This window comes from Tessaracoccus bendigoensis DSM 12906, assembly GCF_900141915.1.
Taxonomy (GTDB): domain Bacteria; phylum Actinomycetota; class Actinomycetes; order Propionibacteriales; family Propionibacteriaceae; genus Arachnia; species Arachnia bendigoensis.
Genome location: NZ_FQZG01000062.1, coordinates 1 through 26,294, shown reverse-complemented (window position 1 = coordinate 26,294; position 26,294 = coordinate 1). Strand labels below are relative to the sequence as shown.

21 protein-coding genes and 1 pseudogene are annotated in these 26,294 nt (G+C 66.5%); 4 read left to right on the top strand and 18 right to left on the bottom strand.

Annotation, left to right across the window (positions count from 1 at the left end; genetic code table 11):
• Positions 1-262: 262 nt before the first annotated feature.
• Positions 263-427 carry a hypothetical protein gene (locus BUC15_RS20020; RefSeq protein WP_175558352.1) on the bottom strand — a complete coding sequence of 55 codons (165 nt, stop codon included), beginning with the start codon at positions 425-427 and terminating at the stop codon, positions 263-265.
• Positions 428-769: 342 nt separating this feature from the next.
• On the opposite strand from BUC15_RS20020, the gene BUC15_RS14510 reads away from it, so the two are divergent.
• Complete coding sequence (locus BUC15_RS14510) at positions 770-2,614, top strand: SAVED domain-containing protein (protein WP_073189563.1); 1,845 nt, start codon at positions 770-772, stop codon at positions 2,612-2,614.
• Positions 2,615-2,684: 70 nt separating this feature from the next.
• Here the strand turns inward: BUC15_RS14510 and BUC15_RS14505 are convergent, their stop codons facing one another.
• On the bottom strand, positions 2,685-5,243 hold the full coding sequence (locus BUC15_RS14505) for an NAD(P)-dependent oxidoreductase (RefSeq protein ID WP_073189561.1): 2,559 nt from the start codon (positions 5,241-5,243) through the stop codon (positions 2,685-2,687).
• Between the two features lie 334 nt (positions 5,244-5,577).
• Entirely contained in the window at positions 5,578-6,684 is a 1,107-nt protein-coding gene (locus BUC15_RS14500; protein WP_073189559.1) for a pentapeptide repeat-containing protein, read from the bottom strand.
• 196 nt (positions 6,685-6,880) lie between these two features.
• Here BUC15_RS14500 and BUC15_RS20015 point away from each other — a divergent pair, with 196 nt between their 5' ends.
• The gene (locus tag BUC15_RS20015; RefSeq protein ID WP_073189557.1) at positions 6,881-7,189 is read left to right on the top strand and encodes a hypothetical protein; all 309 of its coding nucleotides are present in this window, start codon (positions 6,881-6,883) and stop codon (positions 7,187-7,189) included.
• Positions 7,190-7,209: 20 nt separating this feature from the next.
• Entirely contained in the window at positions 7,210-7,875 is a 666-nt protein-coding gene (locus tag BUC15_RS14490) for a DUF2278 family protein (protein ID WP_073189555.1), read from the top strand.
• Positions 7,876-7,924: 49 nt separating this feature from the next.
• Here the strand turns inward: BUC15_RS14490 and BUC15_RS14485 are convergent, their stop codons facing one another.
• The 3 genes from BUC15_RS14485 to BUC15_RS14475 form a co-directional block, all read right to left on the bottom strand.
• Positions 7,925-9,376 carry an alpha/beta fold hydrolase gene (locus tag BUC15_RS14485; protein ID WP_073189553.1) on the bottom strand — a complete coding sequence of 484 codons (1,452 nt, stop codon included), beginning with the start codon at positions 9,374-9,376 and terminating at the stop codon, positions 7,925-7,927.
• Between the two features lie 371 nt (positions 9,377-9,747).
• Positions 9,748-12,018 carry a type IV secretory system conjugative DNA transfer family protein gene (locus BUC15_RS14480; protein WP_073189551.1) on the bottom strand — a complete coding sequence of 757 codons (2,271 nt, stop codon included), beginning with the start codon at positions 12,016-12,018 and terminating at the stop codon, positions 9,748-9,750.
• Positions 12,015-12,449, bottom strand: a complete 435-nt coding sequence (locus tag BUC15_RS14475; RefSeq protein ID WP_073189549.1) for a DUF5663 domain-containing protein — start codon at positions 12,447-12,449, stop codon at positions 12,015-12,017. The genes BUC15_RS14480 and BUC15_RS14475 overlap by 4 nt, the downstream gene beginning before the upstream one ends.
• Before the next feature lie 123 nt (positions 12,450-12,572).
• On the opposite strand from BUC15_RS14475, the pseudogene BUC15_RS21285 reads away from it, so the two are divergent.
• A pseudogene (locus BUC15_RS21285) lies at positions 12,573-12,683 on the top strand (type II toxin-antitoxin system prevent-host-death family antitoxin); the annotation flags it as partial.
• Between the two features lie 122 nt (positions 12,684-12,805).
• Here the strand turns inward: BUC15_RS21285 and BUC15_RS14465 are convergent.
• The 12 genes from BUC15_RS14465 to BUC15_RS14410 form a co-directional block, all read right to left on the bottom strand.
• Positions 12,806-13,987 carry a hypothetical protein gene (locus BUC15_RS14465; RefSeq protein ID WP_073189547.1) on the bottom strand — a complete coding sequence of 394 codons (1,182 nt, stop codon included), beginning with the start codon at positions 13,985-13,987 and terminating at the stop codon, positions 12,806-12,808.
• A gap of 1 nt (position 13,988) precedes the next feature.
• Positions 13,989-14,999, bottom strand: coding sequence for a hypothetical protein (locus BUC15_RS14460; protein ID WP_073189545.1), 1,011 nt, complete (start codon positions 14,997-14,999; stop codon positions 13,989-13,991).
• 72 nt (positions 15,000-15,071) lie between these two features.
• Positions 15,072-15,887, bottom strand: coding sequence for a hypothetical protein (locus tag BUC15_RS19605; RefSeq protein ID WP_073189542.1), 816 nt, complete (start codon positions 15,885-15,887; stop codon positions 15,072-15,074).
• A 15-nt stretch (positions 15,888-15,902) separates the two neighbouring features.
• Entirely contained in the window at positions 15,903-16,493 is a 591-nt protein-coding gene (locus BUC15_RS14450; protein WP_073189539.1) for a hypothetical protein, read from the bottom strand.
• Between the two features lie 11 nt (positions 16,494-16,504).
• Entirely contained in the window at positions 16,505-17,266 is a 762-nt protein-coding gene (locus BUC15_RS14445; RefSeq protein ID WP_073189537.1) for a hypothetical protein, read from the bottom strand.
• Between the two features lie 11 nt (positions 17,267-17,277).
• Entirely contained in the window at positions 17,278-18,498 is a 1,221-nt protein-coding gene (locus tag BUC15_RS14440; protein WP_073189535.1) for an OmpA family protein, read from the bottom strand.
• A gap of 324 nt (positions 18,499-18,822) precedes the next feature.
• Positions 18,823-19,239 carry a hypothetical protein gene (locus BUC15_RS14435; RefSeq protein WP_073189533.1) on the bottom strand — a complete coding sequence of 139 codons (417 nt, stop codon included), beginning with the start codon at positions 19,237-19,239 and terminating at the stop codon, positions 18,823-18,825.
• The gene (locus tag BUC15_RS14430; protein WP_175558351.1) at positions 19,236-20,510 is read right to left on the bottom strand and encodes an RAMP superfamily CRISPR-associated protein; all 1,275 of its coding nucleotides are present in this window, start codon (positions 20,508-20,510) and stop codon (positions 19,236-19,238) included. The genes BUC15_RS14435 and BUC15_RS14430 overlap by 4 nt, the downstream gene beginning before the upstream one ends.
• The gene (locus tag BUC15_RS14425) at positions 20,507-21,793 is read right to left on the bottom strand and encodes a type III-B CRISPR module-associated Cmr3 family protein (protein ID WP_073189529.1); all 1,287 of its coding nucleotides are present in this window, start codon (positions 21,791-21,793) and stop codon (positions 20,507-20,509) included. The genes BUC15_RS14430 and BUC15_RS14425 overlap by 4 nt, the downstream gene beginning before the upstream one ends.
• On the bottom strand, positions 21,786-22,352 hold the full coding sequence (locus BUC15_RS14420; RefSeq protein WP_073189526.1) for an RAMP superfamily CRISPR-associated protein: 567 nt from the start codon (positions 22,350-22,352) through the stop codon (positions 21,786-21,788). Before BUC15_RS14420 ends, BUC15_RS14425 begins: the two co-directional genes overlap by 8 nt.
• Positions 22,349-23,824, bottom strand: coding sequence for a Cas10/Cmr2 second palm domain-containing protein (locus BUC15_RS14415; RefSeq protein ID WP_139280286.1), 1,476 nt, complete (start codon positions 23,822-23,824; stop codon positions 22,349-22,351). The genes BUC15_RS14420 and BUC15_RS14415 overlap by 4 nt, the downstream gene beginning before the upstream one ends.
• Positions 23,824-25,806, bottom strand: coding sequence for an RAMP superfamily CRISPR-associated protein (locus BUC15_RS14410; protein ID WP_073189522.1), 1,983 nt, complete (start codon positions 25,804-25,806; stop codon positions 23,824-23,826). The genes BUC15_RS14415 and BUC15_RS14410 overlap by 1 nt, the downstream gene beginning before the upstream one ends.
• Positions 25,807-26,294 lie beyond the last annotated feature (488 nt).

Sequence of the window (26,294 nt, the reverse complement as noted above, 5' to 3'; positions counted from 1 at the left end):
GGCCGGGTTGGCCCCGTTACCAGGGATAGTCCCGTTACCAGCGGTCTGCACCCGTTACCAGGGATAGTGCGCGATACCTGCGGTACTTCGCTGGTATCGACGGTTTTCGCTGGTAACGACGTCAGAGGGCTGGTGTCGAGGCATTTCGCTGGTGTCGACGTCAGGAGGCTGGTGTCGAGGCATTTCGCTGGTGTCGACGTCAGGAGGCTGGTGTCGAGGCATTTCGCTGGTGTCGACGTCAGGAGGCTGGCGTCGACGCACTTCACTGGTGACGGCGTCGGGGCCGGCTTGGCCCGCCACCAGACTGGACCTCGGCCCTGGCTCCGGGGCTCGGGTTGCGTCGGGCGTTGAGCACTATTCCCGGCTCGTTGCTGGAATCGACGCCCGCCTGCGGCGTGTCGTCGATCGAGTCCTGGATAGTGCTCATCATCCCAACCGCGGGGACATCGTCGACTGCGACGACGGCACCAGCTGACCACGCGGCTCAATCTGGACGGCGCCAGGTCGCGTCTGGCCTACCTTGAGCACTATCCCGGGCTCGTTGGACGGTTGAACGTTCCAACGTGTCTGGTCGCCGATCGAGTCCTGGATAGTGCTCAACGTCCCAACCGCGGGAGAGGCGACGACGACGTCGCGAGCTGAGTCTTGGGCTGGCCACCTGCCATCCACCCTCGGAGGGGGAGGTGTCCTGGCTCGGTTGTTGTGATTTGGGCCCGACCACCGAGGCTGTCCGTCAAGAGGGTGTGACAGGATTCAACAAGGAGGCAGGATGGCCATTGACGACGCCCGCAAGGGGCCGATCTTCATTTCCTACCGTCAAGCAGACGGACACAAGTACGCCGAACTGCTCGACAACTATCTACGCGCAGGTGGCCTCGTGCCGTGGCGCGACCTGATCGATCTGCCTCCCGGTGAGACGGCCCAGCGGGTTGGGGAGGCAATCGAGGAGGGCATCAGCAACGCCATTCTGATCGTCACCGAAGACCTGAAGAACAGCGAGTTCGTGCCAAAGGTCGAGTTGCCTGCACTGCTGAAGCTGGACGCGCAAGGCGAGCCCGGGAAGCCATTCCATCTGCTTATCCTGAACACCCGCGAGAAGGATGGGGCCGGGCAACTCGACGTCGATGCCCCAGACGAACTGCTGGCACTTGGAGGGTTGTGGCCACCCGCAGGGTGCGCGAAGGAACGGCCGCTGAAGGACCTCAAGCAGTATGCGCTCCTTCCCACCCGCGGTGAGCTTCGGCAGCTGTACGCCGATCTGCTGGATGCGAGACTCAGCGACCGCGTCAGCCATCTCGCGGATAAAGAGGTCACCATTCAGACGCAGACCAGGCCGGCGGGGACGGCTCGCAGCAGACTCTCTGGCGTCAACCGAAGCGCATTCACGGGTAAGGATGCAGACGACCCGTACGACCTCACCGTCCGGCTCCGCCAAGACCCGATCACGGGTGTGCCGTCTGAGTTGTCGATGGTCTCCTTGCAGCAGACCCTGCCCCTGCTCGTGGACGGCCTCTATGGCCACGGAGTAGAGAAAGTGCGGGTGAGCGCCGCCGGGCATCCGACGCTGCTGTGGGCAATCGGGGCTGCGCTGCCAACGACCCGGATGCGCCCAGGCAGCGTCGTCGCCGTCGATATAGACACGCACACGACCGAGTGGCGAGAAAAACTCGACGACCCGGCCTCAGATACCAATCAGTTCCACGTTGATTGGAACCTCTCGATGACGGAGGCGCCCCAAGACCGCAAGACCAGAGCGGTGGTGCTCCTCCAGGTCGAGGACCGCGCCAACCTGAAGGCATTCGACGGGTTGGCTGGCAGCCTGCCCGATTACCACGCCAAAGCCGTGGTGAGTATCCGCGGGCCCAAAGAACGTGGGGGGTTCATCGACTCCTCGGAGGGCGGTCGCCTCGCCAAGACGATCATGGACGGGATGCGGAAGTTGGTCACCGACACCGGTATCGACGAAATCCACATCGCCAACCAGTTGCCCGCTACCCTCTCCATGCTGCTGGGTCGCCAAAGCAACACGCTGAACCTGGTGCTGTATGAATGGGGCATGAACGGGCGCGCCGGGAACCGGGAGTACGTGCCCCTCGCTCGCATCCAACCAGGGATGCCGGGCGGGCCGATCACGGAGGTGTTCCCCCGCCGTCGGCTGTGGCGTTCGGGCGAGATTACCAAGTTCGTGAACCTCGCCCCGTATGCCGTGAACCTCACCCGCGACGGTGAACACGTCCATTTCTGGCCCGCGGCCGCTGAGGACGCTTGGTGTTTCCCTGCCGAGCAGACCGAAGACGCCTATCCGTTGGCGCATGGGGAGGTAGCGGTGCCTGTGGTGCAGGTGGCTGCGGGTGACGTCGGGAAGCAGCCGCCCCGAGTCGACGGTACTGGCTACATCGTCCCGCGTCTCACGGCCAAGGGCGCAGGCCGCGACGACTTCTTCTTCCCGAATCAGCCGGCCGGCGCCGTCGAGGGCCCCATGGTCGAAGTCGAAGGATTGGCCCAGTACACGGGTGGCGACCTTCACACCTCCCAGCTACTCAAGCTGCTCACCACCGAGTGCCCGATGTGCGGTCATGCCGCTGGCGGGATGCCGACCGCGCAGGAGGTTTGACGGGTAAGAACCGGGGCTGGTCGACGTTAGCTTCGCGATGTTGGTTCGTCGGTGAACCAAAATCGCGAAGCTAGGCCCTTCCTGCCTTGGGCGCCGAGTCGTAGAGCTTTTCGAAACCCTTCTCGGAGACCGGCCAAGTGGCGTCTCCTTCGGTGAGCACCCAGTCGTGCGGCTGCGCGTGCGCCGTCCCTTCGTCGGTCTCCACCCGCTCGCGGGCCAGAACCTGCCTGGCGTGCACCGATCCGATCCGCTCATAGCTATCCCCCTCGATGAGCCTGTAGGTCCGTGCGAACGCCTCCGGCTTGACCGACCTCCCGTCACGGTTCTTCGGGTCGTCACTCCAAACCCACCAGTCCCCGGCCTCGCCCCGCAACGCGTCGCCGCTCTCCGTGTGCCACGATCTCGGCTCGGCGAGCCGCTCCGCATGGACCTCGCCGATCCTCCAGAACGTCCCCTCCGCCGGTCGCAGCACCGGCGCGTCCGGCAACCCCGCCCGCCGTCCGACGTCTTCCACCATGATCAGCCCCACCTCCCGAAGCAGCAGCGGGATGAGCCTGACGACCTGGCGGTCATACTCCCGCACGTTGTCGGGCAGGACATCCCATGGCTTGTTCCAGTTGTGGGAGCTACGGCCGTTGCGCATCTGGAAGTGAGCCCAACGTCGATGCTCCTGGTAGGCGAGCAGTTCCACGTCCTCAGCCGTGAACTCATACTCTGCGAGGACACCGACGGCGCGCTCCGGCTCGGGGCGCGGGGCAAGCGTCAAGCCGAGCAACGCCAGCTTGACGGGGATGTCAAGAACCTGGGCCACATTCGAGCTGCGAACCAGCGGCGGCAACCGGCGGTACGCCATCGTTGCGTACTCGGATCCCGTGGCATTCCCGGTCTGTCGGGCAACCTTCTGGAATCCGAGGTGAGCGAGCTGCGCCAACTCGTCCAGACGTTCCGGCGGGATCCGATCGGGCTGGAATCCTGATTCCCTCACCAGAGTCCGGCCAGCCCCGTTGAGGAGCGCTGGCAGGCGTCCGGCCAGTTCCAGCAGCCTGGTGCGGCGCTCCCAGAGCGACACTTCCTCCGGGCTGGAGGGGATCCGGGTCTCGAGTGCCGCCGCGATGTCGGCGAGCTCGGTCGGGGTCAGAACCGTTACCCGTGCCATCGGAAGTGGCGCCGCCGTGATACCGAAACCGACCAGTCTCGCGACCTCGCAGATATGACCAGCGAGCACGTCGACCCCGGCTCGGACCGCCTCGCTCTGCATTTTCTGGACGGCGAGTCCGTCGGCATCGCGGGTGATCCGGCCGAACAAGCTGGGTGCATCGTCGGGCCAACGCCCCAGCTCAGCGACCAGTTCTTCTGCGACCTCCGAGGCCGTGGTGCGGCCCAGCTCTTCGGGTGTGCAGAGCATGACTTCCTGCGGATGGCAGACGACTCCCGCGGCTCTCAGGTGTCGCGCCAAGCCGTCGTCCTTGGGCACGGCCACCACCATGACGTCGTCGCCGAGACTGCGCTTGACCGCGTTGGCGACGGGCAGGGTGACGGCGTCGTCGTAGAAGGCGACGTACACCCTCGCGGGGGCCGTCTCGTACTGGGAGTGTTTGCCGAAAGCGAGCCAGGACGCGTTCCAATCGCTCAATGCCTCGCGGGTCAACCGTGCCGCGAGATGCGTTCCGGCTGGCAGGTCGTGCCAGATCAGCGTCCCGAGCCCCTGGGGTCCGTCGTCGTATTTCAGCGCCAGCGATGCTTGTGAATCGGAGAATCCGAGCCCTCGTGCCACGAAGTGCGCGCGGGCCGCTTGAGGGCCACCGCTTCGCACGGTGATCGACTCGCCAGGCTGTTGCCAGCCCTCGAAGATGCGCGCAACCAACTCGGCAGCTAGCCGACCGTCCCCAAGCACCACAGGCGGAGGACAGACCCCCCTCTCGTCGGTCGGAGGGCAGGTACGAAGCACCGAGCGGGCGACCTGTTCCGATCGACACAGCACCCGATCATTGCCGCGGTGACGCCAGTCGACGGCGACGTCCCGCGAGGCCACCAGGGTGACAACCACTGGGTCCGGTTCCTGCCCCTTGCACCACTGTTGCACCTTGCTGGTAAGGGAAGACGCCTCCTGATCGTCGGGTGCGGTGATGATCACCTTGGTGCAGCGCCTGAGGATCCGTTTCAGCTGCTCCTCGCTGGCCGCCACCATCCACCGGACGCGTGAAGCCCTCAACTCAATCTGTTCTTCAGGTGTCACCGCGCCCACGCACACAACGGCCCCGTTCTTACGGAAGCCGACGGCGATTCTGGCCGCCTCCGGCCCTCCCCCGAGGACGACGACGTGGTCCCTGCTGTGGATCGCCCACCAGCGTGACCAGCCGTCGTAGAGCACGCGGAACACAACGGCGATGATGCCGCTGACCGTCGCCATGGGGGCCAGGAAGCGTGCTGCCCACAGGAACCCGTTCACCTCGCCGTCGGCCTCGCCGTCCATCGCGAACAGTCGAATCGTGCGGTAGAGAGCCTCCCAGAAGCCGAGGCCGTAGATCGTCCAGCCGATCAACCCGAGCGCCAAGGATGCGACGAACCCGGCCACCGCGAACCCCGCCCATCCGAAACGGCGCAGCCACTGCCAGACGCGGTGTCTCATTGATTCCAGCCCTTCTTTCCATCCGACGGTGCTGCGTGCCAGGTCAGCTGCTTGTCCGCCCGTTTTCGGTGGCGGTTCAACCCCATGATGACGGACGGAGGGTCCGACGTCAGCCCAGGGTGTAGGTCACGGCAAGCGGATGTGCGTCTGCCACTTGAGCGCGGCCGCGTCCGATCGACCGGGTTGGAGGCGATGTCGCCGTCGACAAATACCACCTTCGATTCGTGTCTTGCCGCATGGTTCATGCGTGTTCTGCCGCAGCTTCCGTACGTGTCTTGCCGCTTCCAGCCTCACTTCGGGGGCGCCTGTGTACGTGAGCAAAATGTCTCTTGTGCTAGCTGAGGGTCGTGTACCGGTCGGTGATCGCCACTGCCAACTGCGCCTCGGTCAAGCCCCGCACACCGCGGAGGTCGGCGCCATTCAGGCGACAACCTTCCATCTCCGCGTCGGTGAAGTCGGCGCCTGTGAGGTCGGCGGAGCTGAAGTCGGCGCCGTTGAGAAGTGCCATCGAGAAGCAAGCCCCGACGGCGACGGCGTCCTCGAAGTTCGCTTCGGTGCCGTCGAGCAGGTGAAGGTTGGCCCGAGTGAGATCCGCGCGCCGCACGTCTGCGCGCGTCATGCGGGCGTAGTGGAAGTTGGCTTCGACACAGGAGGCACCGAGAAGGTTCACGAAGTCCATCCGGGCATCATGGAAGGACGCGCCGTCGAGACGCGACCCTTCGAAGTTCACGCTCGAAAGAACGCTGCTGTCCAGCACAGCGCCGGTGAAGTCACACTTCCTGAAAACCGACTTGGACAACGTCGCGCCCTTGGCCCTCACCCCGGCAAAGGAACGCCCGCTCAGGACCTGGCCAACCAGGCGGACGCCTGGGGCCAAGCCTTGCCCCAACGGCAGGTCGGTAGGGCGTTGCGCCTCCGTCCGATCGACCGTCGACGGTGCGACTCTCGCGGGCTCACTACCGAGCTGGACCTCCAGTGGCTGGCGCACCGCAGTCCTCCGCAGGGCGCCGCCGGAGGGATCACCCACGTGCCCGGCCAGGCTCGGATCGGCGACGAGGTTCCGCCGCACATGGTCGACCAGCGGGTCAAACTCAGTTGTGTCGGGGTAGGCATCCAACCAATGGAGACCGTGCAGCAGATAGGACAGTTCGTCGACCGGCGTGACCTCTTCAATCCGGTACGGGATCACCACAGCGCCCGCCTCAAGTGCAAGGCCCACCTCGCGGTTCACATGCTTCGAGACGTTCGCATGCGACGAGAAGACCAGCACCATCACCGAGGAGGCCTGGATCGCCTCACCAATCTGGCGGGCGTAGCTCACCCCCGCGGTCTCGTCCCTCGGGGCGATCCAGCATCGCACGCCAGCGCGCTCAAGCGCGTGACAGGCGGCGTCCGCCATTGCCTTGTCCTTCGACGAGTGGCTGATAAACACGTCGTGCATGTGCAAGCTCCTGGTCGGCCTCGCCCGCTCCCCCAGCGGGCGGCAACGAGGCCACTCTATCGAGATACAACACCGTAGAGACGGTTCCCGGCCAGTGGCTGCGTTGGGGTATCAGATCGCACTCGCTTCCCCTCCTTGAGTTAGGACGACCAGCGACACCGCCGACGCCCATCACCCCCGTGAGGAGATGTGCCCCATGCCCATCAGGGAGAAGTTCGTACGCGCAGGAGACTGGCGAACACTGGAAACGTTCTGGAACGTGACCACCACCGCATGGTTCCAAGGCCCACCCAGAGCCGAGGTCAAGATCCGCTACTCGGGCGGATGGTTCGGCGTCGACCGGCAGCGCCAGCAACTCGACGGATCCGCCATGCACCGGCTGGTCATCAGCCGCTGGTCGTTGTTCACCGCACGTCTCCAGATGAAGACCAAGAAGGACTCGGTCGTGCGCTATGTCGTCGAGCCCGGCAACGTCGCGAACCTGCCGCCCGGCATCTCGTTCTGATCCATAGGAGGGAGCGACCCATGCCTCTGAGCGACGGCTACGGCCTGGTGATCGGCACCAGGCACGACTACTTCCGCGACCCGCCCGACAATTTCGGGCGCTACTACCACGGCAACCTCGTGGTACACGCACCGTCAGGCAACTACCGGTGCGCGATCGACGTCGACCCCAAGAACATGCCCGACGGCGTCCAGTGGCGGATCGTGCGGATCCGACCGGCCGACTTCGCCGCGATCCGGGCCCTGCCCGACGGATGGCACGACGTCGCGTCGAACCCATCGTCGGGGGCACTGGACTACATCCGGTCGACGACGCTGCATCCGCCGCTGGGAATCAAGCTCGTGCGCTATCAGCGCTGGCTCATCCGCCTGCTCAACTGGTTGCGATGGAATCCGCGATGGAACAGCGGCACCGGCATCCAGGCGCTGACCGACCTGGAGACGGTCATCAACCAGGGCGTCCGCTTCTACGTTTTCGGCGAACCGTTCACCCACGGCCTCGGTGTACACAACATCCATCAGAACCAGGGCGACCCGAGCGGCAGCGGCTTCGACCTGGAAAACGGCATCTGGCAGGACGGCGGGACCGTCATCGAGACCACCACCGGGGAGCTGTGGGCGTTCCTGAACAAGTTCAAGACCCAGGCGTTCAAGACTGATCCACTCGGTCGACCGCTCAAACCCTGACCAGATCGGCACCTGACCACACGCCCGCCCTCGTTCGGGAACGCGGGACTCAGGTGTTGACGGCGAAGGCGCGCATCGCCGCCTGGAACTGGGCGGGCTGCTCGAAGATGGGCCGGTGCCCGGAGGTCTCCAACTCCACCCAGGTCTTACCTTCGGGCGCGTCGAGGGCGTCGAACCAGTCACGGGCCGGGCCGCTTCGCCCGGGCGTCTCGTGGCGCCCCTGCACCAGGAGCACCGGCACCTCGAGGCTGGTGACGCTGTCGCGCAGGTCCAGGTCCTGCAGCTGCGGGTAGAGGACGGCGAACGTGTCGAGGAACGCTGGCAGGTTGTGCAGCCGCTGCAGCACCGAATACTCGTCCGCGAAGATGTGCTCGGAGAACCCGCCGGCTCCTTCAGCGTTGCCGCTGCGGTCGTAGGGGTAGAGGTCCTGCTCGCCGGAGACCGCCACCTCGTAGTCGATGACGTCGGCATACGGCGGCTCGCCGATCCTTCGCAGCTCCGCGGCGAGGTCGGTCTGCCCGGCCTCCTCCGCCCAGGCGAGCTTGTCGGCGTAGGTCACGCGGTCGGTCTCCAGGACCGAGACCATCTGCCCCGTCCCGACGAGGCCTCGGTACAGGTCTGGGCGACGCGCCGCGCACAGCACCGAGATCAGGGTGCCGTAGGACTGTCCGACGATGAACACGCGCTCTTGGCCGAAGCGGTCGCGCAGGTGCTCAGTCACCGCGATCGCGTCGTCGACCTGAGACTCCAGAGTGAGGCTCGACGTTGGGTCGAGCTGGTCGTAGGAGGCTCCGGCTCCGCGCGGGTCGAGGGTCGCGACGATGAAGTCGGTTTCCAGGCCCGCGTCGGAACGCATGGCCCCAAGCTCGCTGCCACCCGGGCCCCCCGGCAGGAAGAGCAGGACGGGGTTGTCGGTGCTGCGACCCCGGATCATGACGCCCAGCTCGTGGCGGTCGACGGGGATGCGGGTGAGTTCGGCGATGCTGCCCGGCTGGGGGGTGCCGTCAGCCGAGATGATCGGCTGTGTTCGGCCGGGCACGGCGGCCACGGCTGTCGCGGCGACGACGACACCGGCCAGCGCGACGGTGCCGACCCGACGCGCCCACACGCCGCGCCCCGGCGTCTGGCCCTGATTCCGGCGCCTGAGAGCCGCGCCGAGCGACGCCCCGAGGATGATCGGCAGCACAGTGAAGACCGCCTGAACACCGCGCCCGAGGATCAGCGCGATCGCGCCGTAGAGACTCAGGTGGGGCGCGTCGACGGTGGGGCCGACCAGGTGCGCCCGGCCCAGTTCCAGCGCGATGCCGAGCGCGACCGGCCCGGTCAGCATCACGATCCGCGAGCCCGCGATCCAGCCCGCCAGCACCCCGGCTCCCAGGCACAGCGCGACCGAGGCGACGACGTCGACGCCGTCGAGTGGTCCCCTCGGCATCCCCCACGCGCACCCCAGCCCCGCGATGACGGCCACCACGACCGCCCCGATGTGCCTGGTCAGCGTCATTTCGTGGCCTCCCGCCCGCTCGCCTTCAGCCCCGGTCGGACCGTGGCCTGGGGACGGCTGATCTCAGAATGCGTTGACAAGGCCGGACTCCTGTCTTGCGCGCCGGTGAACCTCACCTCCACACTACGCTTCGTAGTTTCCGAGGTCGATGGTCTGTGCATGATCAACAGTGAAGGAAGATCGGCAGCAGGTTCGTCGATGCTCACGATCAGGACCGTCGAGCGGCAGCACAACCCCCACGGATCGGCAGCGCGAACCCCACAGAACGGCAATGGAGAGGCCATAAAACGGCAACACTGCCCGAACTCACCTGTGAGAACGCGCTTGAGATCGCCAGCCGCGTCGAAGATTTCGCCCACTACCTATGGCGCCTACGGCCGGGGGATCCTGACCGTGGACGCAGATTCCTCGGCAGTCGACCGCGTGAGCTCGGCGCGTCGCTTCAACCACTCGTCGAGGAACCCCGCACCCTCAGGCTCAGGTTCCGGCACAGGCCGGTTCAACCTCCGGACGGCGTCCTCGAACGCGGACCACGACAGCCTGTCCTCATCCGGACGCGCCAACCCGAACCGCGACGTGCTGCGCCGCTCGATCCCCTCGCCGACGGCCTCGGACGCCTTCGCGCGATCGTTGTGGTCGACCCGAAGCGTGAACGGTGCCGTGAATCCGCTTCCGGTGTTGACCGTGACCGCCGCGGTCAAACGCTCGAGGCGGGTGAGGCTGTCCCCCGCCCAGCTACCCAGCCTCTCATGGGCCGCCCCCGCCTCCCGGATGCCGGTGCGGAACACGAACACGTTGTTGGTCGACGACAGCACGGCCTCGCGGAGGTTCGGCGTCAGCTGCTCCAGGTTCTGGTGCGCGAGCACCACCCCGACACCGTATTTCCTGGCCTGGGTCAGCAGACGCGGCAGCAGGCCCGACGCGAAGAGGTGCGCCTCATCGACGATCAGGAGGTGCGGCCGGGTGTTGTCTCTGCGCTGTGACAGCGCCTCCCAGTGCTTCGTCAACCACATCTCGCCGAGCAGCTGGGCGCCCAGTTCGCCGACCTCCGGGGCCGCGAGGTCGAGGAACAGCGCACCCGCATCATCGAGCACCTGAACGACGTCGACGGCGTCGCGCCCCGACCCCAGGATGCCCCGCATGACCGGGCCGAGCATGCGCTGGAACTTGGCGGTCAGCCACGTGGTGGTCTCCGCATAGTCCTCTGGCTTCCTGGCGGCGATGGAGCGGACGTCGTTGGCGAGGTCCTGATGAGACTCGCGCAGCGCCTCGGCCATCCGGCTGAGCCGCCGCTGATCCGCCACCAGCTCGGGCAGGAGGGCCAGGTTCGCACGGCCGCCGAGCGCGGCACGCTGGAGCGCGATCAGGATCCCGAACCAACGCTCCCACACCGGCCCGAGGAAACCCTGGTTGCGCGGATCGTGCAGGTCGCGCAGCACCGACACCAGCGTGTCCGCCGCGAGTTCCGGGTCGCGCCCGGCCAGGGGGTTGAGCGGAATCGGATGCTCGGTGTCGCCGCTTCTCACGACGGTGACGGCGTGCGCCTGCGCCTCCGGGGTCTCGGCGATCAGCCGGTCCACGAGCTGCCCGTGCGGGTCCAGCACGCTCACCCCGATGCCTGCGTCCATCGCGGATCGCACCAACCCGGCCAGCAGCGACGACTTGCCCGATCCCGTCGACCCCACGACCTCCGCGTGAAGCAGCAGGTCCTCGACGCTCAGCCGCACCTCACGGGCCAACCCGTTGCTCGACATGGCACTGCCAAGGCGAAGCCCCTCCCGGCATGCCTCGTCGGCGATCGCCACCTGCCGGGCCGGTGGGGTCACGATCTGCATGCCGCAGACCTCGGCCTCGGTGTCAGCCGCCGGCGTCACCGTGAGGCAGCGGGCCGCCCCGAAGGGCAGCGCCGCGGCGCAGAGAGACAGCGCCTCACCTTCCCAGGCGTCCCTCGTCCCCCGATCATCCGTCGGCAGGGTACACAGCCGCAGGCCCGCGCCCCGGGCGAGCAGGGCAGCCCGCAATCGCGGCGACATCGAAGCGTCGTGCCCGACGAACAGGCGAGCCGCGACGGGCGTCCCCAGATAGACCGATCGGACAAGCAGGTCCTGCTCAGGCAGGGATGCCGCGAGCTCGAACGCCACCATGTCGGCCGCCATGTCGTTGACGGGCGCGAGATGCAGACACACCTCCGCCCGCGTCGAGCGCAGCGCCTGGAGGAGGCCCAGCCCGCTGACGTCGCTCGGCACCGGCCACAGCGCCAGCCGGGCGCCCGCCGTCGACTCGGGTTCGGCGCCCCAGTCCTGGAACTGGTCCCAGACGTTGCCCTTCCGGTCGGATCGGGTTGCTAGCACCTCGGTGATGCTGGACGGTGTGCTGCTCCGAGGCTGACCGGTGCAGCTCTCTAGCCTGGCCACGTCCTCCCACACCCAGCCCATGAGTGGGTCGATCTCGGGGTTGGCGGTGTCGGCCGACACCGTGACCGCGACGATGCCGTCACCGGTCGAAGCGAGCCTCACCTCGATGCGGTCGCCTGGTTGAAGCCCGGCCGCGACGTGCAGCAGCCGGTCGCCGGCACGTCGCGAGAACAGGCCGGAGTTCGATGTGTGGAAGAGCGCCTCCACGCACCAGTGGTGGCGGTTCATCGGGCCACCGCCTCAATCATCGCGGCGACCTCTCCCTGGAGCTCACCGCGGCAGCGGGAGACGACCTCGCGGTAGTCGGGACGGTGAATCTCCAGCCACCGGCTCGGTGCCCACTCGACCAGCGCAGCGCCGAACGCCTCCGGGGTGTCGATCTGGTCGGTGAGGCTGCGGAAGAGCGGGCAGGCGAACGGGTCGATGCCCTGCCGCCGGGCCCATGCGGACGCCGTCGCCGCGTCACCGTCGATCAGCGCGGCGAACTCGTCACACTGGGAATCGGTGAGCCCGTCGCTCAGGGCGGCTCCGACACGGCGTTCAAGCTCCTCGTACAGCGTGGTGAGGAGCGCTTCGGTTTCGTGATGGGTGAGGTTGAGTGGGGTGAGGTCCGGGAGGAGGTCTCGGTTGACGTGTTGTGTGGGCGAAGGAATACTCATACCCCTTCTACTTGTTTCCGGCCCGGCATTTCGGAGATTCCGCGAATGTGCGCGCTCGTGGGCACGGCCCGCAGAGGCCGCCTGTTCCCCGCTTTGCGACCTTGTTGACACCGGCAGCACGATCGCGTCACCGTAACGGTTCACGGTCATCCCTCGGCGGTGCTGCTCTCGCCTGACGATCTGGATGCACTCGAAGAGACGATCGCCGAGCCCGGCTCCCCCATCGGTTCCTGACCGCCCCGAGTGCGCACTAAGATCGCGATGTTGGTTCATCAGTGAACGAACATCGCGATCTTAAGGGGTGTTCGCGCCGCCGACGGCGTCCCCTACCGACCGTTCGGCTCGACAGCCTCCCGCTACAATCCCGGGTCCCAGGCGACCAACTCGCACAGGAACGGGCGATTCGCCAGCGGCAACGGGTTGACGGCGCCGCCGTCGTACGCGGCCCTGCGTCCTTCAAGCACCCGGGCGATCGCCTCCTGCTGCTCCCGGATCTCATCGTCCGACGCGGCCGAGGGCTCACCGTCCAGCGCCGTCGCCTCGACACGCACGGCACCGGGGACGTCGTCGAGGACGATCCCGCCGTCGTAGGCGACGTCCTCACGGGCAAGTTCGACGGTGAACTGCACGGCATCGAGCGTGACGTGCGCCGTCAAGGCCTCTACAGGTGTATCGCCGACGGCCACCCGGATTCGCAGCCCAACTTCGGCACCCTCGGTGACCTCCCACAGCCCATCCCAGCCGGGCGCGACGCTCCTGGGTTCGATCTGATCAGGGTCGATCAGCACCGACCCGGCCAGCACCACATCCTCCGATCCCTCGCCCCCGGCCGCCAACGCGAAGGCGTCCCGGCCCGAAGCACGCACCGGAACCAGGCCATCGTCGACGGCGTCAGCCGCCGACCCGCCGACCTCCAGCGCGGCGATCACCCGGCCGACCGCGGGGGTCTCCTGCGCGTCGGGATGCGTGGCGACGAACGCCCGGCAGGCGGTGAGGAGCACCTCATCGGCGAGCTCACGCCGCCAACCTGTCCAACCGTCGATCCGGACGGCGAGCCCCAGGAGGGTCGGCCCGGCGCCGTCCAGCGCCACCCTCGCCGCGTCGGTGCTAGCCAGAGCCCGCGCGTTCTCCCAGGCGAGGGCGCCCAGCTCAAGGTCGAGCAGGGCCTCGTCGAACGGATTTGCGGGGTCCCCCGTGCCGGGAGGGGTCTCCTTCAACCAGACGCCCAGTTCGTAGCGGGCTGGGGTGCGGGCCCCGCCCGGTGAGCGGCGGGATCGGGTGGCTTGGCGCAGCAGCCGCCGGTTCAGGCGTCCGCGTTCGGACTGTTCAATGGCCGCCTGCACGAAGCCGGGGCCGGCTTCGATGTCGCCGCCGATCTCGGCCAGCGTCTCCATGAGGGTCGGTGACGCGAGCACGGCACGCGCCTGCTCCTCGTCGAAGCCGGCCTCGACACCGTCGACGAGCCACAGGTCCGCGGCCCCGCGTTTGAGGACTGTGAGTAGTTGTTGGTCTTGGGGTGAGAGGGTCTCGTCGGTCATGTCAGTTCTCTTCAATGGGTCGGTGGAGGTCGCAGCCTGCGACGCACCGGAAACGTGGTGGGTGGTGTTGCTGAGATGGGACCTGGGCCGCGTAGCGCTCCTCGGCCACGTGCAGTTCGCCGATCGTCTGTCGAATCGTCATCGCGCCGCGGGGCCCCGGGTCTTCGGCGAGCCCGGCGACGTCGATCAGGAAGCCGTCGTCGTCCTGGACGAGGTGTCGCGGCGCGCGCTCGAGGAGCTTCCTCTGGGGGGTCGTGAGGTGTTTGTTCACCCCGTAAACAAGGTCGATCAGCGGGCCCATCTGTTTGCGATCAAGCACGGCCTGCCCGGCAGGTGCGAGCAGGATGAACTGGTAGATCGCGGTGCGTGCTGCCAGGACGAGCTTCGTGATGGTGTCGCTCACGAAGCCGGGCCGCTGGCCCAGTTCCTTCGCGAGGTCTCGCTTCCAGTACCGCCCGTTGTTGGCAAAGCCGTGCAGGATGTCCGAATCCTCCGGCGTCATCATCGGGAGGCCCAGCTCGCAGTCAAGATAGAACCGCACAACCGTCGCCTCGTCCTGCGCCAACAGTGGCCGGTTCGTGCGGCGACACATAAGTTCGAGCAGCCGGACCCACGCCGCCACCACGACTGAATCGCTGGGTCGGAACCTGGCAGGCGGCGCGACCACCGACGGCTCCTTGTTCCGATCTTCGTCGAGAGGCACGGTCTTTGGACCCTCGCCAGCATTCTTCCCGATCTGGCTGCGTCTCAGCTTGTAGATCCTTCTGAGGAACGCTTTCTGCTGGTTCGGGTCGATGTTGACGAGTTCCTCATCACTCATTTCCATGAGTTTCCGGATGCGGTACACCAACGCTTCACCGAGGGCCTGCTCCTCGATCCCACGTTGGGGCTCACCCCGGGCGATCCGAGCACGGATTCGCTCTGCGATGCTGTTTACAAGGGAAACCGCGCTGTCCAGTGCCGAAACACTCTCGGATTCAAGCCCGTCCCACTCTGTGCCAAGGTCGTCCATGACCGCCCCCTCCGTCGGCTTGCGAGACAGTTTAGGGTCGCACTCGACGGAGAGGGTGGCAGTTTCGTCCACTCAGGCCAGGTCGTCGCCAGAGACCGGAGCGGCATCGGCCTCCCCGGCCCGGGCCGGTTCGTGCGGGGCCCGCACGAGCGGGGTGGCGTCGGGTTGCCCGACGGCGCGGGCGATCGCGTCGCGGGCGTAAGCCTTGAGCTCCGCTTCGCGCCCCTCTGCTTCCGCGAGGGCATGTTCCCTCTGCCGATCCAACTGGCGCGCCATCTCGTCGCGGTAGGCGAGACGCTCCCGAATGGCCACCGATTCACCCTCAAGCTGCCCGAGCCGCTCGACGGCGACGCCCCGCTCGGCCTGGTGTAGCCGCAGCTCCCGCCGGGCGGGCACGAAGATCTTGAGGGCGGTCAGGTAGACCGACGTCGCAGACAGGGCGAAGATGCCCAGCATGAGGGCGGTCGCCGGCAGGTCGTGGTTGGCGCTCTCGGGCGCCGAGGTCCCGAAGGCGGTGGCGTCGATCTGGACGGTGCCGGCGACCCCCTCGGAGAGGCGGAGCCAGGCGAGGAACAGCCCCACCAGCGCGACTCCGACGAGCGCGACGCCCGCCCGGCCGCGGTATCCGGCGTTGTACCAGGAGGCCGCCTTCGTGGCCGCCAGCGCGACCACGACCCCGATGATGGCGAGGAAGGCGTAGGTGCCCACCGTCGGGAGGTTGAACACGCTCCCCACGACGGAGGATGCGAGGGTGGCGTCGACGGCGAGGCCGAGCATGGCGCAGATGTAGACGATGATCCAGAAGGCGCCCGGGCCGTGGATGCCGGGTGGTCGGCCGGAGCTGGGGCGCTCGATTGATGGACGGAAGGAGGTGGTTGTCGTGGTCATTTCGGTTTCCTTGTCTCAGAGGGCGTTGAGGGCAATGGGTGCCGCATCGGGCGCGGGAGGCTCGTCGTCGGCGTCAGGCGCGGCGGCGCCCGAGTCGTCGGGGCCGACGTCATCGGGAACCGCCTCGGCGGGGAGTTCCCAGGTGAGTTCCTCGTAGGCTCGCGCGTATCCGGCCTCCGCGACGGCGAGCCTGCTCTTCCACTCTCCGGTCTCGCGGGCCAGGGCGCTCTGCGCCATCTTGGCCTGCTCGCTGAGGCGTTGCAGGAGGCGCTCCCCTTCGACTCTCGCTTCGTCGATCTGCGCCCGCACCTCGTCGATCTTGAAGGCGATGAGCCGGTCGAGAAGGTCCGGGACGAGGCCGTCGAGCGTGCCGCTCTGCGCATGGGCTGCGACGAGGCCGTCGATCCAGGCCATCTGGGGCCCGGCCTCGGGAATCTCCCAACGTGGCGGTGCCGGTGAGAGTGAACTCCACTCCGGGACGACGACGAAGCGGCCGTCGTGGCGCTCGATGTCGGCCAGGTTGACGCGGACGGGTCTGGGCAGGGTGCGGGGCGCGTCGGGGCTCTGGGGAGTCAGGCGCCTTAGCAGCCAGGTGCGTAGTGTCATGGTGATGCCTTTCAGTTGGTTCCGGTGAGGGTGAGGATGGGGGCGACGGCGTCGCCATCACGCCCGCCGGTGCCGAGGTCGGCGCGGGCCCAGTCGGGGATCTCCAACTGGGGCACCGCCCAGAACTGCCCGCTCCGGCGGTTCTCGAGCGCGCCGGTGTAGGTGGCGGCGCGGCGCTGGTGGTATTCGGTCAGGACCCGGGTTCGCTCCTGGAGCACCACCCAGTGGCTCTTGCGTTCCTGCTCGATGATCTCGACGCGCTTGTGGGCGTCGGCGAGCCGTGCACGGGCGGCACCCAGCAGGCCGTTCAGCCTGCCCGACCGCTGGTTCCGCTCATGGCGGCGCCGTCGCAGGCGCTCCTCGCTCGAGCTGTACATCTCACCGGGGCCGACGGCGTCGCCGGTGATCGGCACCGCGTCGAGGTGTGACAGGTCGGCGGTGAGGTCGGCGATGGCGAGCTTCGCCTGGTCGATCTCACCGAGGAGCGTGGCACGTTCCCGGTCGAGGATCGACACGAGTGCCTCGGTGCGCACCCTTCCGGTGGCGACGGCGTTGTTGCAGTCGGCGATGAGGCGACGCAGCCAAGGGGTGTCGGCCTCCGCCACCTCGGGGGTGGGCTGGTGCCGCGAAGCAACGCGGTCGCGTCGGCCAGCCCAGCGGTCGGACAGGCGGGTCCACCAGCGGTAGGGGACGGGCCGGTCGGGCGCCGCCAGGAACGGGGCCAGCGCCTCGGGAACGCTGGCGTGGGACGGGGAGATGCGGATCTTCTTCATGACTTTTCCTTTCAGCAGTTCTCGGCGATCTCGACGATCACCTTGCGGTTCTTGGTGCGCAGGGCGGGGATGGGTTCGCCGTCGGCGTCACGGTCGGCGACCTTCCCCGGATAGTTGGGGCCGAGGCCCGCGACGTCGACGATCTGGCTTTGCGGGACGCCGAGCTCCACGAGCAGTGCGGCCGCGGCCTGCGCCCGCCTGGTGGAGAGTTCGATGCCTTCGTCGGGGTCGCCGGAGAGGATGTCGGCGGTGGTGCCGAGGATGCGGGCCGTGCGGGTTGGGGCCTGTTTCAGCCAGTCGGCGGTTGGGCGCAGCGCCTCACGCGCGGCGTCGATGTCGACCCAGGAGTCCGTCTCGGGTTGGAACCGGGCGTCGGAGGCGCCGTCGAAGGACAGCTCGACGGGGGTACACACCGACGTCGGGCTCGGCGTCGGAGGGGTCGGCGGCGGGGGCACGACAACCGGCTCGACGGTGTACTCGGTGTCGATCGGCTCTCCACCGACCGGGTTTGGGTCGACGGTCACGGTCGCCCCGCCCGCTGTCAGGACGTCGCTCCAGACTCCCGCGAGGCGCGTGATGTCGCTCGGGCTGAGCGGGTCCTGGGGCGCCGAAGTGAGGCCCATGGAGGTGAGGATGATGTGGACACTGTCGAAGCCGTCGAAGGTGACGAGCTGGCCGGTGCTGGTGAGGTATTCCAGGTGGGCCTCGGCGTCTGCTGCCAGGCGGCCTTCGCCGGTCATGCTCAGCGCGCCGAGGGTGTCGATGCCGCACTCGAGGCAGATCAGCGTCGGGCTCGTAAGCCTGAGCGACTGCGCGGCATCCCGGGCGACGGCGAACGCCCCGTAGGCGTTGGCCCCGTCGGCGTCGGGTTTCGCGGTGATGGCCATGGCGACGTAGCCGAGGGCCTCGGACAGACGCTTGGCGCAGGCGGACCGGTTGTTGCAGCCGTCGACGCCGGGGATCGCGAGGTCGACAGGGGCGGGCGTGCCGTCGGCGGATATGACGACGACGGGCAGCTTCGCCTTGAGCGCCTCGCCGATCAGCGTCTCCGTGATCGGGGACAGCTGGGGCGTGGGCACGTTGGCGCGGGCGTTGGTGATGACGATGACACCGTCGGTGTCGAGGTCGGGCGGCGTCTCGTCGTCGTTGCAGGCGGTGAGCCCGAACAAGACGCAGACGGAGAGGGCGAGGGCGGCGATGCGCTGGAGGGCGTGGCGTGATGCTTGCTTCATGACCAGTAAACCCAAGAAGGCCCGTCGCCTTCGGCCAAAACGCACAAATCGGCCTGATCGAGGGGTTCATCGACGTGGAGCACGAGAGTCGGCTGTAGTACAAGCCGTGCGACGGATGGGGCGGGACCCGGCCAGGCGTCCTTTTGGGCGCTCAGGAGGGCGGCGCTCGAGCCTTGATCAAGACCAACATCGAGGCGACGGACGAATCACTGGCGGTGTTCGACTTCCATCCCCGACCTTCAAACGTCGCTTAAGATCGCGTTCTTGGTTCATGTATGAACCAAGAACGCGATCTTAAGCGACACCAGTGAGCTCGGAGGCTCGTCAGCCCACCTCGACCAGATCGATGCGCGTGGGCTCCGTCACTCGAATGATCCTCGCCGGAACACCCCGCCAACGTCTCGAGTCACCGTCGTCGGTCCGAAAGAACCTCGGTTCCCGGTGCAGTGCTGGCAATGAGGGCTTCCCCGAGGACCCGATCCGACTGGCCTGTGCCGCCACCCATCGGGGGGACGGCGCCTGATCGGCTTCCCGCAGCAGCACGCCCTGCACTCGGTCCCGCTCCTCACGCCAATACGCCCACACGGAGTCGCCCCATCCCCAGATCACACCCGTCGGTACCGACCGTTCGGGGAGCGTTGCAGCGACGTGCCAGCCGTCATGATCGGTCCAGGCGAACTGTTGGATGCCCTCCGTGTCTCCGGCTCTCTCGGTCAGTGGTGCAACCCACCAGTTCGTCATCGGGCCCCTCCTTTGAGTGACTGTTTCGTCAACTTCAGCGAACCGTAGCCTCGCGTGGTCATTCCGCCGACGCCGACGATCTGATCGTCGATGTCTCGGACGACAGCCTCGAGGAGGTCGAGTTCTCCTGGGGACGCGTCGCCGTAAATGCGTAGTACGAGGGTCGCTCCCGGCGGAAGATACTGAGCCCGGAAGAGCGAACCATGGGAATCGGCCGGTCGTTCCTTCGAGTTCATCACCGTCCCGCCGGAGATGCGATCGATGCCAACCTGGGTGAGACACGGCAGCTCAGGCGGAACCCCATGGACAGGAGATGCGGCGAACCGCAGTGAGCCGCGGAATCCCGCATCCTCGGAGGCGCCCTTCTCCCGGCCGGCTCCGAAGAGCTTCTCAACGACCGGCGTCGCGTCGGCGCCAGTGACTTCGAGGATGTGTCTCACCCTATGTCTGAAGATGCCCCGCCACGAGGTAGCGCTCAACGTGCGGCTGCTGCCCAAGGTGTTGTTGTACCCATCGGAGCTGACCACCTCACCGGTGCCGAGATGGAGCGGATCGACTACCTCGAACTCGCACTCCAGCAGCGGCTCTTCGGGAGCCAGTTGCGGCACCGTGTGCGTGAGCCAACCGCCTGGAGGCGGAGCACTGGCTGGATTCGCGATGGTGTCGCCTCGCTGCTGGAGCCACCATGTAAGGTCCACCGGATCATGCCGGTCGATGGTCGCATGGTGAATCCCCGACAGCCTGGCTCGTCCTTGATCCGCTACGCGGTGTCGCCCGACGATCGGTTGCCAATCCTCAATCGCTGCCAGCAAGTCATCCAGATCCCGGCGCGCAATGTGTTCCCGATCCCAGAAGAGCCACCAACGAACCCTGGTGTTCTCCGGCACGTACTCGCGTGTCGTGAGCTGGCCAGCAGCGGCCGCTCTCCTCGACGCGTCGATCCTCACATGCGTTGAGACCTCAGGCGATCCCACCGTCAGCAACTGGGCCCCAGCGGCTCTCAGAGGCGAAGGCGAAGTCCTCCCGCCCTGGGGTTGACTGTCGGCCTTCTCACTTCCCAACCATCTCGCTGCACACGTGCCGAGGTGCGCCCGCAAGCTGCCTACCAACGACGCTGCTGGCAGGTGTACTGCTCCGTCCGGGCGACGCTGGATCGGCTGCTGCACGCTGTCGTCCTTGCCGAGATCATCGGCGCCGAAGGCTGTGAACGCTCCGATCGCCCATGGCCTATCGATCATGAACTCCAGCCGCAGGATTGTTGTGTATCTCATGCCCATCGCTGGTCATCTCCCCTCGGTGCAGACAGATGTCGACTCAGAATCTCAAGGTCAGGTTTCGGCAGGCTCAGGATCGTGGCGACGTGGGGTTTCAGCAGCCCGGCACCTACCGCGCGCATTGGTTTCATCCTCTCGACCGCATTCGCAACAGCCGTCTCATCGACCTCGTCGCTCTTCGCGAAGGAGCCAATGGTTTCGACGAGCAGGCGGCGCAGCTGATCCCAGATGGCCTGCTGCTTCCGAAGAGGTGCGCTGAGCCTTCGCCAGTCTTCGAAGGAGATTCGCTCAGGGGGATGCGCTTTCGGCTCAAGCGGAGACAACGCCACCTGGCCGTATCCTTCAGCCCGCCGCCAGCCGATCCCTCTCCGAAGCCGGCTCCAACCCGCTCTGGACAGGCCTTCGACGACGAAGGTCGATCCGGCGGCCAGGCCCCATTCCGGCTGCTTCGGCAACGCGCTTTGTCCATGCCATCCCGTGATGAGCTCGCTGCGTAGCCACCTTTGTCTCTCGCGCAGCTTGACCTCCTCCAGAGACACGCGGCGAAGCTCTGCTTCCAGGTCTCGGTAGTCGACGCTCGATGCTCCCCATTCGTCGGTGATAACCGCAGGGCTGGTGAGGTGCAACGCCAGTGGGCGGTCCGTCTCGGGCCAGTCTTCTTGTCCCTCATGCATCTCGGTCACACGAATGGTGGCGCGGCCAAGGTCCTGCGATCGTCCATGCCCCACGCGAACGGTGGCGCCCTCCAGCCAGTCGACGGGCTTGGTCGTCTGGATGGTCGCCACATAGGCACCGTTGCCTACAGGGATGTACTCACGCGAGAAGAGAGCACCGTCCTGCGCCGTCTCTTGGGTGTCGAGTTGCACCCTACCCCGCCGCTTAGCCTCCGGGAGGGACACCCACCCCGACTCAAGCCTCAGCGGGCCGTCACACACCCAGCACTCATGCGGAGCAGTTCCGCACTCGGCAGCTTCCCAGACTGCTTCATCGACGACGACCTGGCCGCATTCCGGCTTGGTCATGTACTTGCAGACGAAGGTCGCGGCCGTTCGAAGCATGGCGTCGGGTGGGTACGCCGCCGTGACGAGGAGGTCGTCATCGAACAGTTCAACGAAGGCCATTTGGTCGGCGTCGGGACGCCGCCACCAGGTGGCCGCGAGCGCACCGCGCAGTGTCGCGCCAGGAATGACCCGCGCCGTCGCGGTGTGGTAGAGCGACGCGTTTCCCACTCCGACGCTGAAGGCTGTCTCGAAGCAGAGGGCCAGTTCATAGTCAGCCATTGGTCATCCTAATATCGTGCAGGGCGAGCGAGTCCGCTTCGCTCCAAGGCTCCAAGTCAGTGACGGTGACCCATCCGAACCCACGCCGACGGTTCATGCCCACGGACACGATGTCGCGGGCAGCGGCACGAATCACCAGCATGTGCGCCGTGGGGACTTCGCCTGCGCCGTCCCAGGTGGCTGCAAACTCGCCTTCCGATGCCCAGACCTGACGTCCGGACACCAGCGCGCGCTCTTGAGCTCGACCATCACTGTCGACAGTGACCCTGTTCCAGATGCTGGGATCGAGACCGGGGGCCAGGTCGTCGATCTGCTGCATCTTCTGGACCGAGACGCTGGAGAAGATCCAGGCGCCATTGGCCGTCGCGGTACCGAAGATCTCGCCGACGACTCTTTCCGGGATCCCCAACCATGTCTTGGCGTGCGCCCGCAGGAGCCCTTTCAGCTCCGAGCTGGGGAAGGGCTCTTCCTCATCTACCGTGTGGTCGAGCGAGTCAGACGCGGAACCCGTGCTGACGATGAATGGCCCATGGAAATCCACTTTGAAAGTGAGTCTCATCGAATCTCCTCCAGGTGTGCGGCCGGCCACCATCGGGCACGGTCCAGGTCTGCGGCCAGAGTCACGCACCCCTTGTCGGGGTCGGTTTCGCGAATCAACCGGTCCTTGATTCGCTCGTTACGGGTGCGGCTGGCCCACTCATAGATCCTGTCGAGCTGCATATGTGAAGGCGTCTTTCGAAGCAGCTCAGTCAGGGTGCTACGTGCACTAGAGGTGAGGCTGCTCAGTGCATGTCCCTCGCTCAGTTGCATGCTTGCCTCCGCGAGGCCGATGTGATGACCACCAAGCACCCTGTCGTCGACGGTGGTGTCGGCCCATGCGATCACGGATCGCTTTCCCTGGCCCGCTCGTTTCGCCAGCGACTCCGCCTTGCCGCTGAACTCCCTCGCGAGAGCAAAGGGCTCCTTCACCTGCGTGAACACCATGCCGATGCCGAGGCTGGCTGCCTTTGCGGTTTGTCTGATTGCCGATGCCTGCTGGGCAGGCACGCCTGCCAAGGCCCGTTCGACCTCGTCCTGAAAGCCGCGCTCGAATGCCTCGCCGAGAGCCACTGCCCAGATCCAGGCGAAGCGGCCGGCGACTGACGCGAGCACGTCGTCTCCGCCGACGTAGTGGATGACGTCGGGGTAGTACTGCGGCTTGGTCATGTGACGCTCCGTCTTCTGGCGGGCCTCGACGCACGCCTTGCGGGTTGCGTCGTCGAGTGCCTTCGACAAACGTGTGTGTACTGCCGCATCGCCAACGTCGGCAACCGCCTTGAAGAAGTCACCGATCCTGTTACCGTCAGCCGCGACGAGGGCGATGTGGTTGTCGGCGTCGCGTCGGCCCATGACGTGAAGGCGTGGGTCACGTTCCCCCTTCTCCGGCCGGGGCTCCACGTGCGCCAGGTGGTCAAACTGTGTGGCTTCGGTTGCCCCGTTCCCGTCTGGACCGGCCGCCGCGTACGCGGCGCGAAGCCGCTTCAGTTCCTCCTCATGGAAGCCTCGGCGGATCTCACAGTCCTCGCCGTATGAATGGGACTTGCCGTCTGGCAGCAGTCTCTTTACCGTCGCCGACTCCTCGTGGCATCCTTCGCATTCCACGAGCATCGGCAGCCGCCGAGAAGCCGGGGCGAGATGGTAGGTTCGGCCGCCACGCTGGCCGCCGTCGGTATCTCGATAGGCCTGGATGTAGGACGGCGCAGCTGCAACCCACGCCGTCCACTCGATGCCGGGGAGTTCGACCCCCAGGACCTTCATCGCGTTCAGAACTTGCGAGTCATCCAGGTCCTCATCGCTTTCCAACACAACGACTCCGGCGATCTCCGGCACCGCCTCTGATAGCCGGAGCGGCGAGGCGAACCTTCCGTGGAGATACTGTGAGGATGTCCGTTGCGTCAGGGCAAGCGACGCGCCGCGGGTGAGAGCGAGTCGGGGCGAACGGGTGATCCACTGTTGAATACGAACGGCCCCGATAACCAGGTATGTCGTCATCATCGCCCCCAGCGCTGGTCGGCATCGCGCGCCTCAGGCATGGGAGTCCATTTGCCAGGCGTCCACCGGTAGTGCCTCGCTTCCTTTGGCCTGTCCGCGGGCCCGTTGTGTTCTTTGAAGAACTCGAATGACTCGTCAAAGGCGCTGCGACCATCCACCACCCTCCCGAAGGCGGACCACGGCGCAAGCGTGGGGTAGGAAACCTTCCATTGGTTGTCACCGAGCCCGTTCAAGCTGAGGATCTTACGTGCGGCCTGATGGGCGTCGCTCAGCGGCCCGCATCGCTCGCGCATCAAGTTCACATCCACTGCCTCGAACGACGGTAGGGCGTCCCTTGAGTCGCCACGGGAGTAGCGGTCCCGAACCGTGGTGACTTGGAGGCCGCTGATCTCTGCCCGAACCGAACCGAGCCCCAGAGGCTTGCCGCGCCCCAGATGCAGCGCGTACGGCCCTTCACCGTCGAGAACCCTCCTTGGTTCGATTGCGGCGAGGAGAGTCTGAAGCCCAATCTCGTCGAGCCCGTCAAAGGTCACCTTCTGAGTGAACCGCTGCCCGGGGTTGAGCACGAGCGCCACACTGCATGCGTTGTCTGCGTGGTTGTTTCGCTTCAAGTATCGGTAGTCGACGGGCCGACCATTCGTCCTCTGCTCCAGTTCACGGCGCTGGTCCTCGGGGTCCGAATGCCAGTAGAACTTGCGTCCGCGAAGCTGTCGCCATCCCCGCTCCCGCTCCCAATGGGTTAGCCGAGCATCGGGTCCGTCAGGATCAGGTGGGTTCTGCTGGGGCTGTAGATAGGACACTCCGGAGCCCAGGTTGGGCTGCGCCAACGGAGCCAGGGCTTCCGTCGACCCCACCGGACCCATTAGGGCAGCGCTTCCGAAGCGTACGTGTCCCGCGTAGGAGTTCTGCTTCCCCTCCTTCAGGCGCCGAGGTTTGAACTCCTCGTTGTGTGTGTCGGCCGACCCGAACACCGCACAAGTGAGACAGAGCTCGGCATCTGCACACGGGTGGGTCGCGTCAGGGATGCGGCGGCGGACGGCCTCGTCCGAACCCAGGCGCCGCCTCCAGATCTGGCTGAGCCTTACATCTTCGACCTCCACACCATCCTCTTGAACCCACACCACGTCTCCGGGAACCAGATCGACTGCCTGGGGACGCCGACGCGCAAGAAGGTCCCGGCCCTGCTTCACATCGATCAGTCCGCCAGCGCCCGGCGTCCCCGACTCTTTGGCGCCAACGGAGCGACCCTGATACTTCCTCACCGCGTCCTCCGACAGGGTGCGTATCTCCTCGGTGAGGGGTGCAATCGCCCAGTGCCAGTCATGGTTGTCCTTACGTGCACCCTGGGATGTAACCAGAAGTAGGTACTTGCCAGCATGTTGCTCGTAGTGTGACGGGTTCTGCGGCGCGCGAGTCCAACCGAGAATGGTGTCAGCTCGACGCCGGACAAGGTGACCTTTGCCGTTGCGCACGTCGGCGAGTGCGCCGACCTCGATGAGGTCACCTGTCTGCGGTATCGAGCCACCAAGCTGGGGAGAGTGGAGTAGCGTGCGCGCCCGGACGGTCGGAATCGGAAGGTCATGCTCCGCGCACAGCAAGACACGAAGAGGGCCATCGTCCCAGCCGGGTCGCAGGACGACGGCCATCCGCCAGCCAATCATTCCCTTTGGCTTCGGCAGGTCCCTGTATGTCGGGCTGAAGTCGAGGTCGACCTGCCTCAAACAGCCGCCGAACAGGGCCTCGTGGACACTCCTCACGGCACCCTTGACAGACGAACCGGGAATCCGGATCGTGCCGCCCAACGCGCCCCACTCGTCTGTGGGAACCGCCATCTGCGCCTCAAGGTGCCAGGTGACCGTGAAGGACCCGACGTAGCGTGTCCCCGCCTCATCGGCGGTGGGCGCATGTCCGGGTGGTTCGCGACGCACCACGGCCGCGGGCAACGGTATGAAGGTGTAGGGGTTCACAAAGTCCGCGGTCATGGGTTTGTCCTTCTGCCTCGGGGCGGTCTACAGCAACATGACGGACAGAGCGATTTGCGTCAACCCTGCGGCACAGGAGCCCGACCCGGAGTAGTCCACGCCATCGGTGCCCAGGCCCCACCAGCCACCATCATCGGCACTGCATGACTGCGGTCCTCGCGCCTCTTCACAGCCGAACTTGGCCGACACGAGGCTCGTGTCCCGCGGGCGCCGGAGGTCCATGAGCTTCGCAAGCGAGATCCCCTCGAGCGCTCCACCACGGCGGCATGTGCTGCTGGCCTTGCCGACGCTGAGCGGGTGCGACCGCTTCAGTCAGTTCGCTCATTCGCGAGGAGTGCTCCGGAACATCCTCGACGACCAGTCCGTCGACCCCGGAATCAAGGTTTCAATTCGCTCATTCGCGAGGGATGCTCCGGAACACTTTCCTGAGCTCGCTGCTCGAGGCCGCCGAGTTTCAATTCGCTCATTCGCGAGGGGCGCTCCGGAAC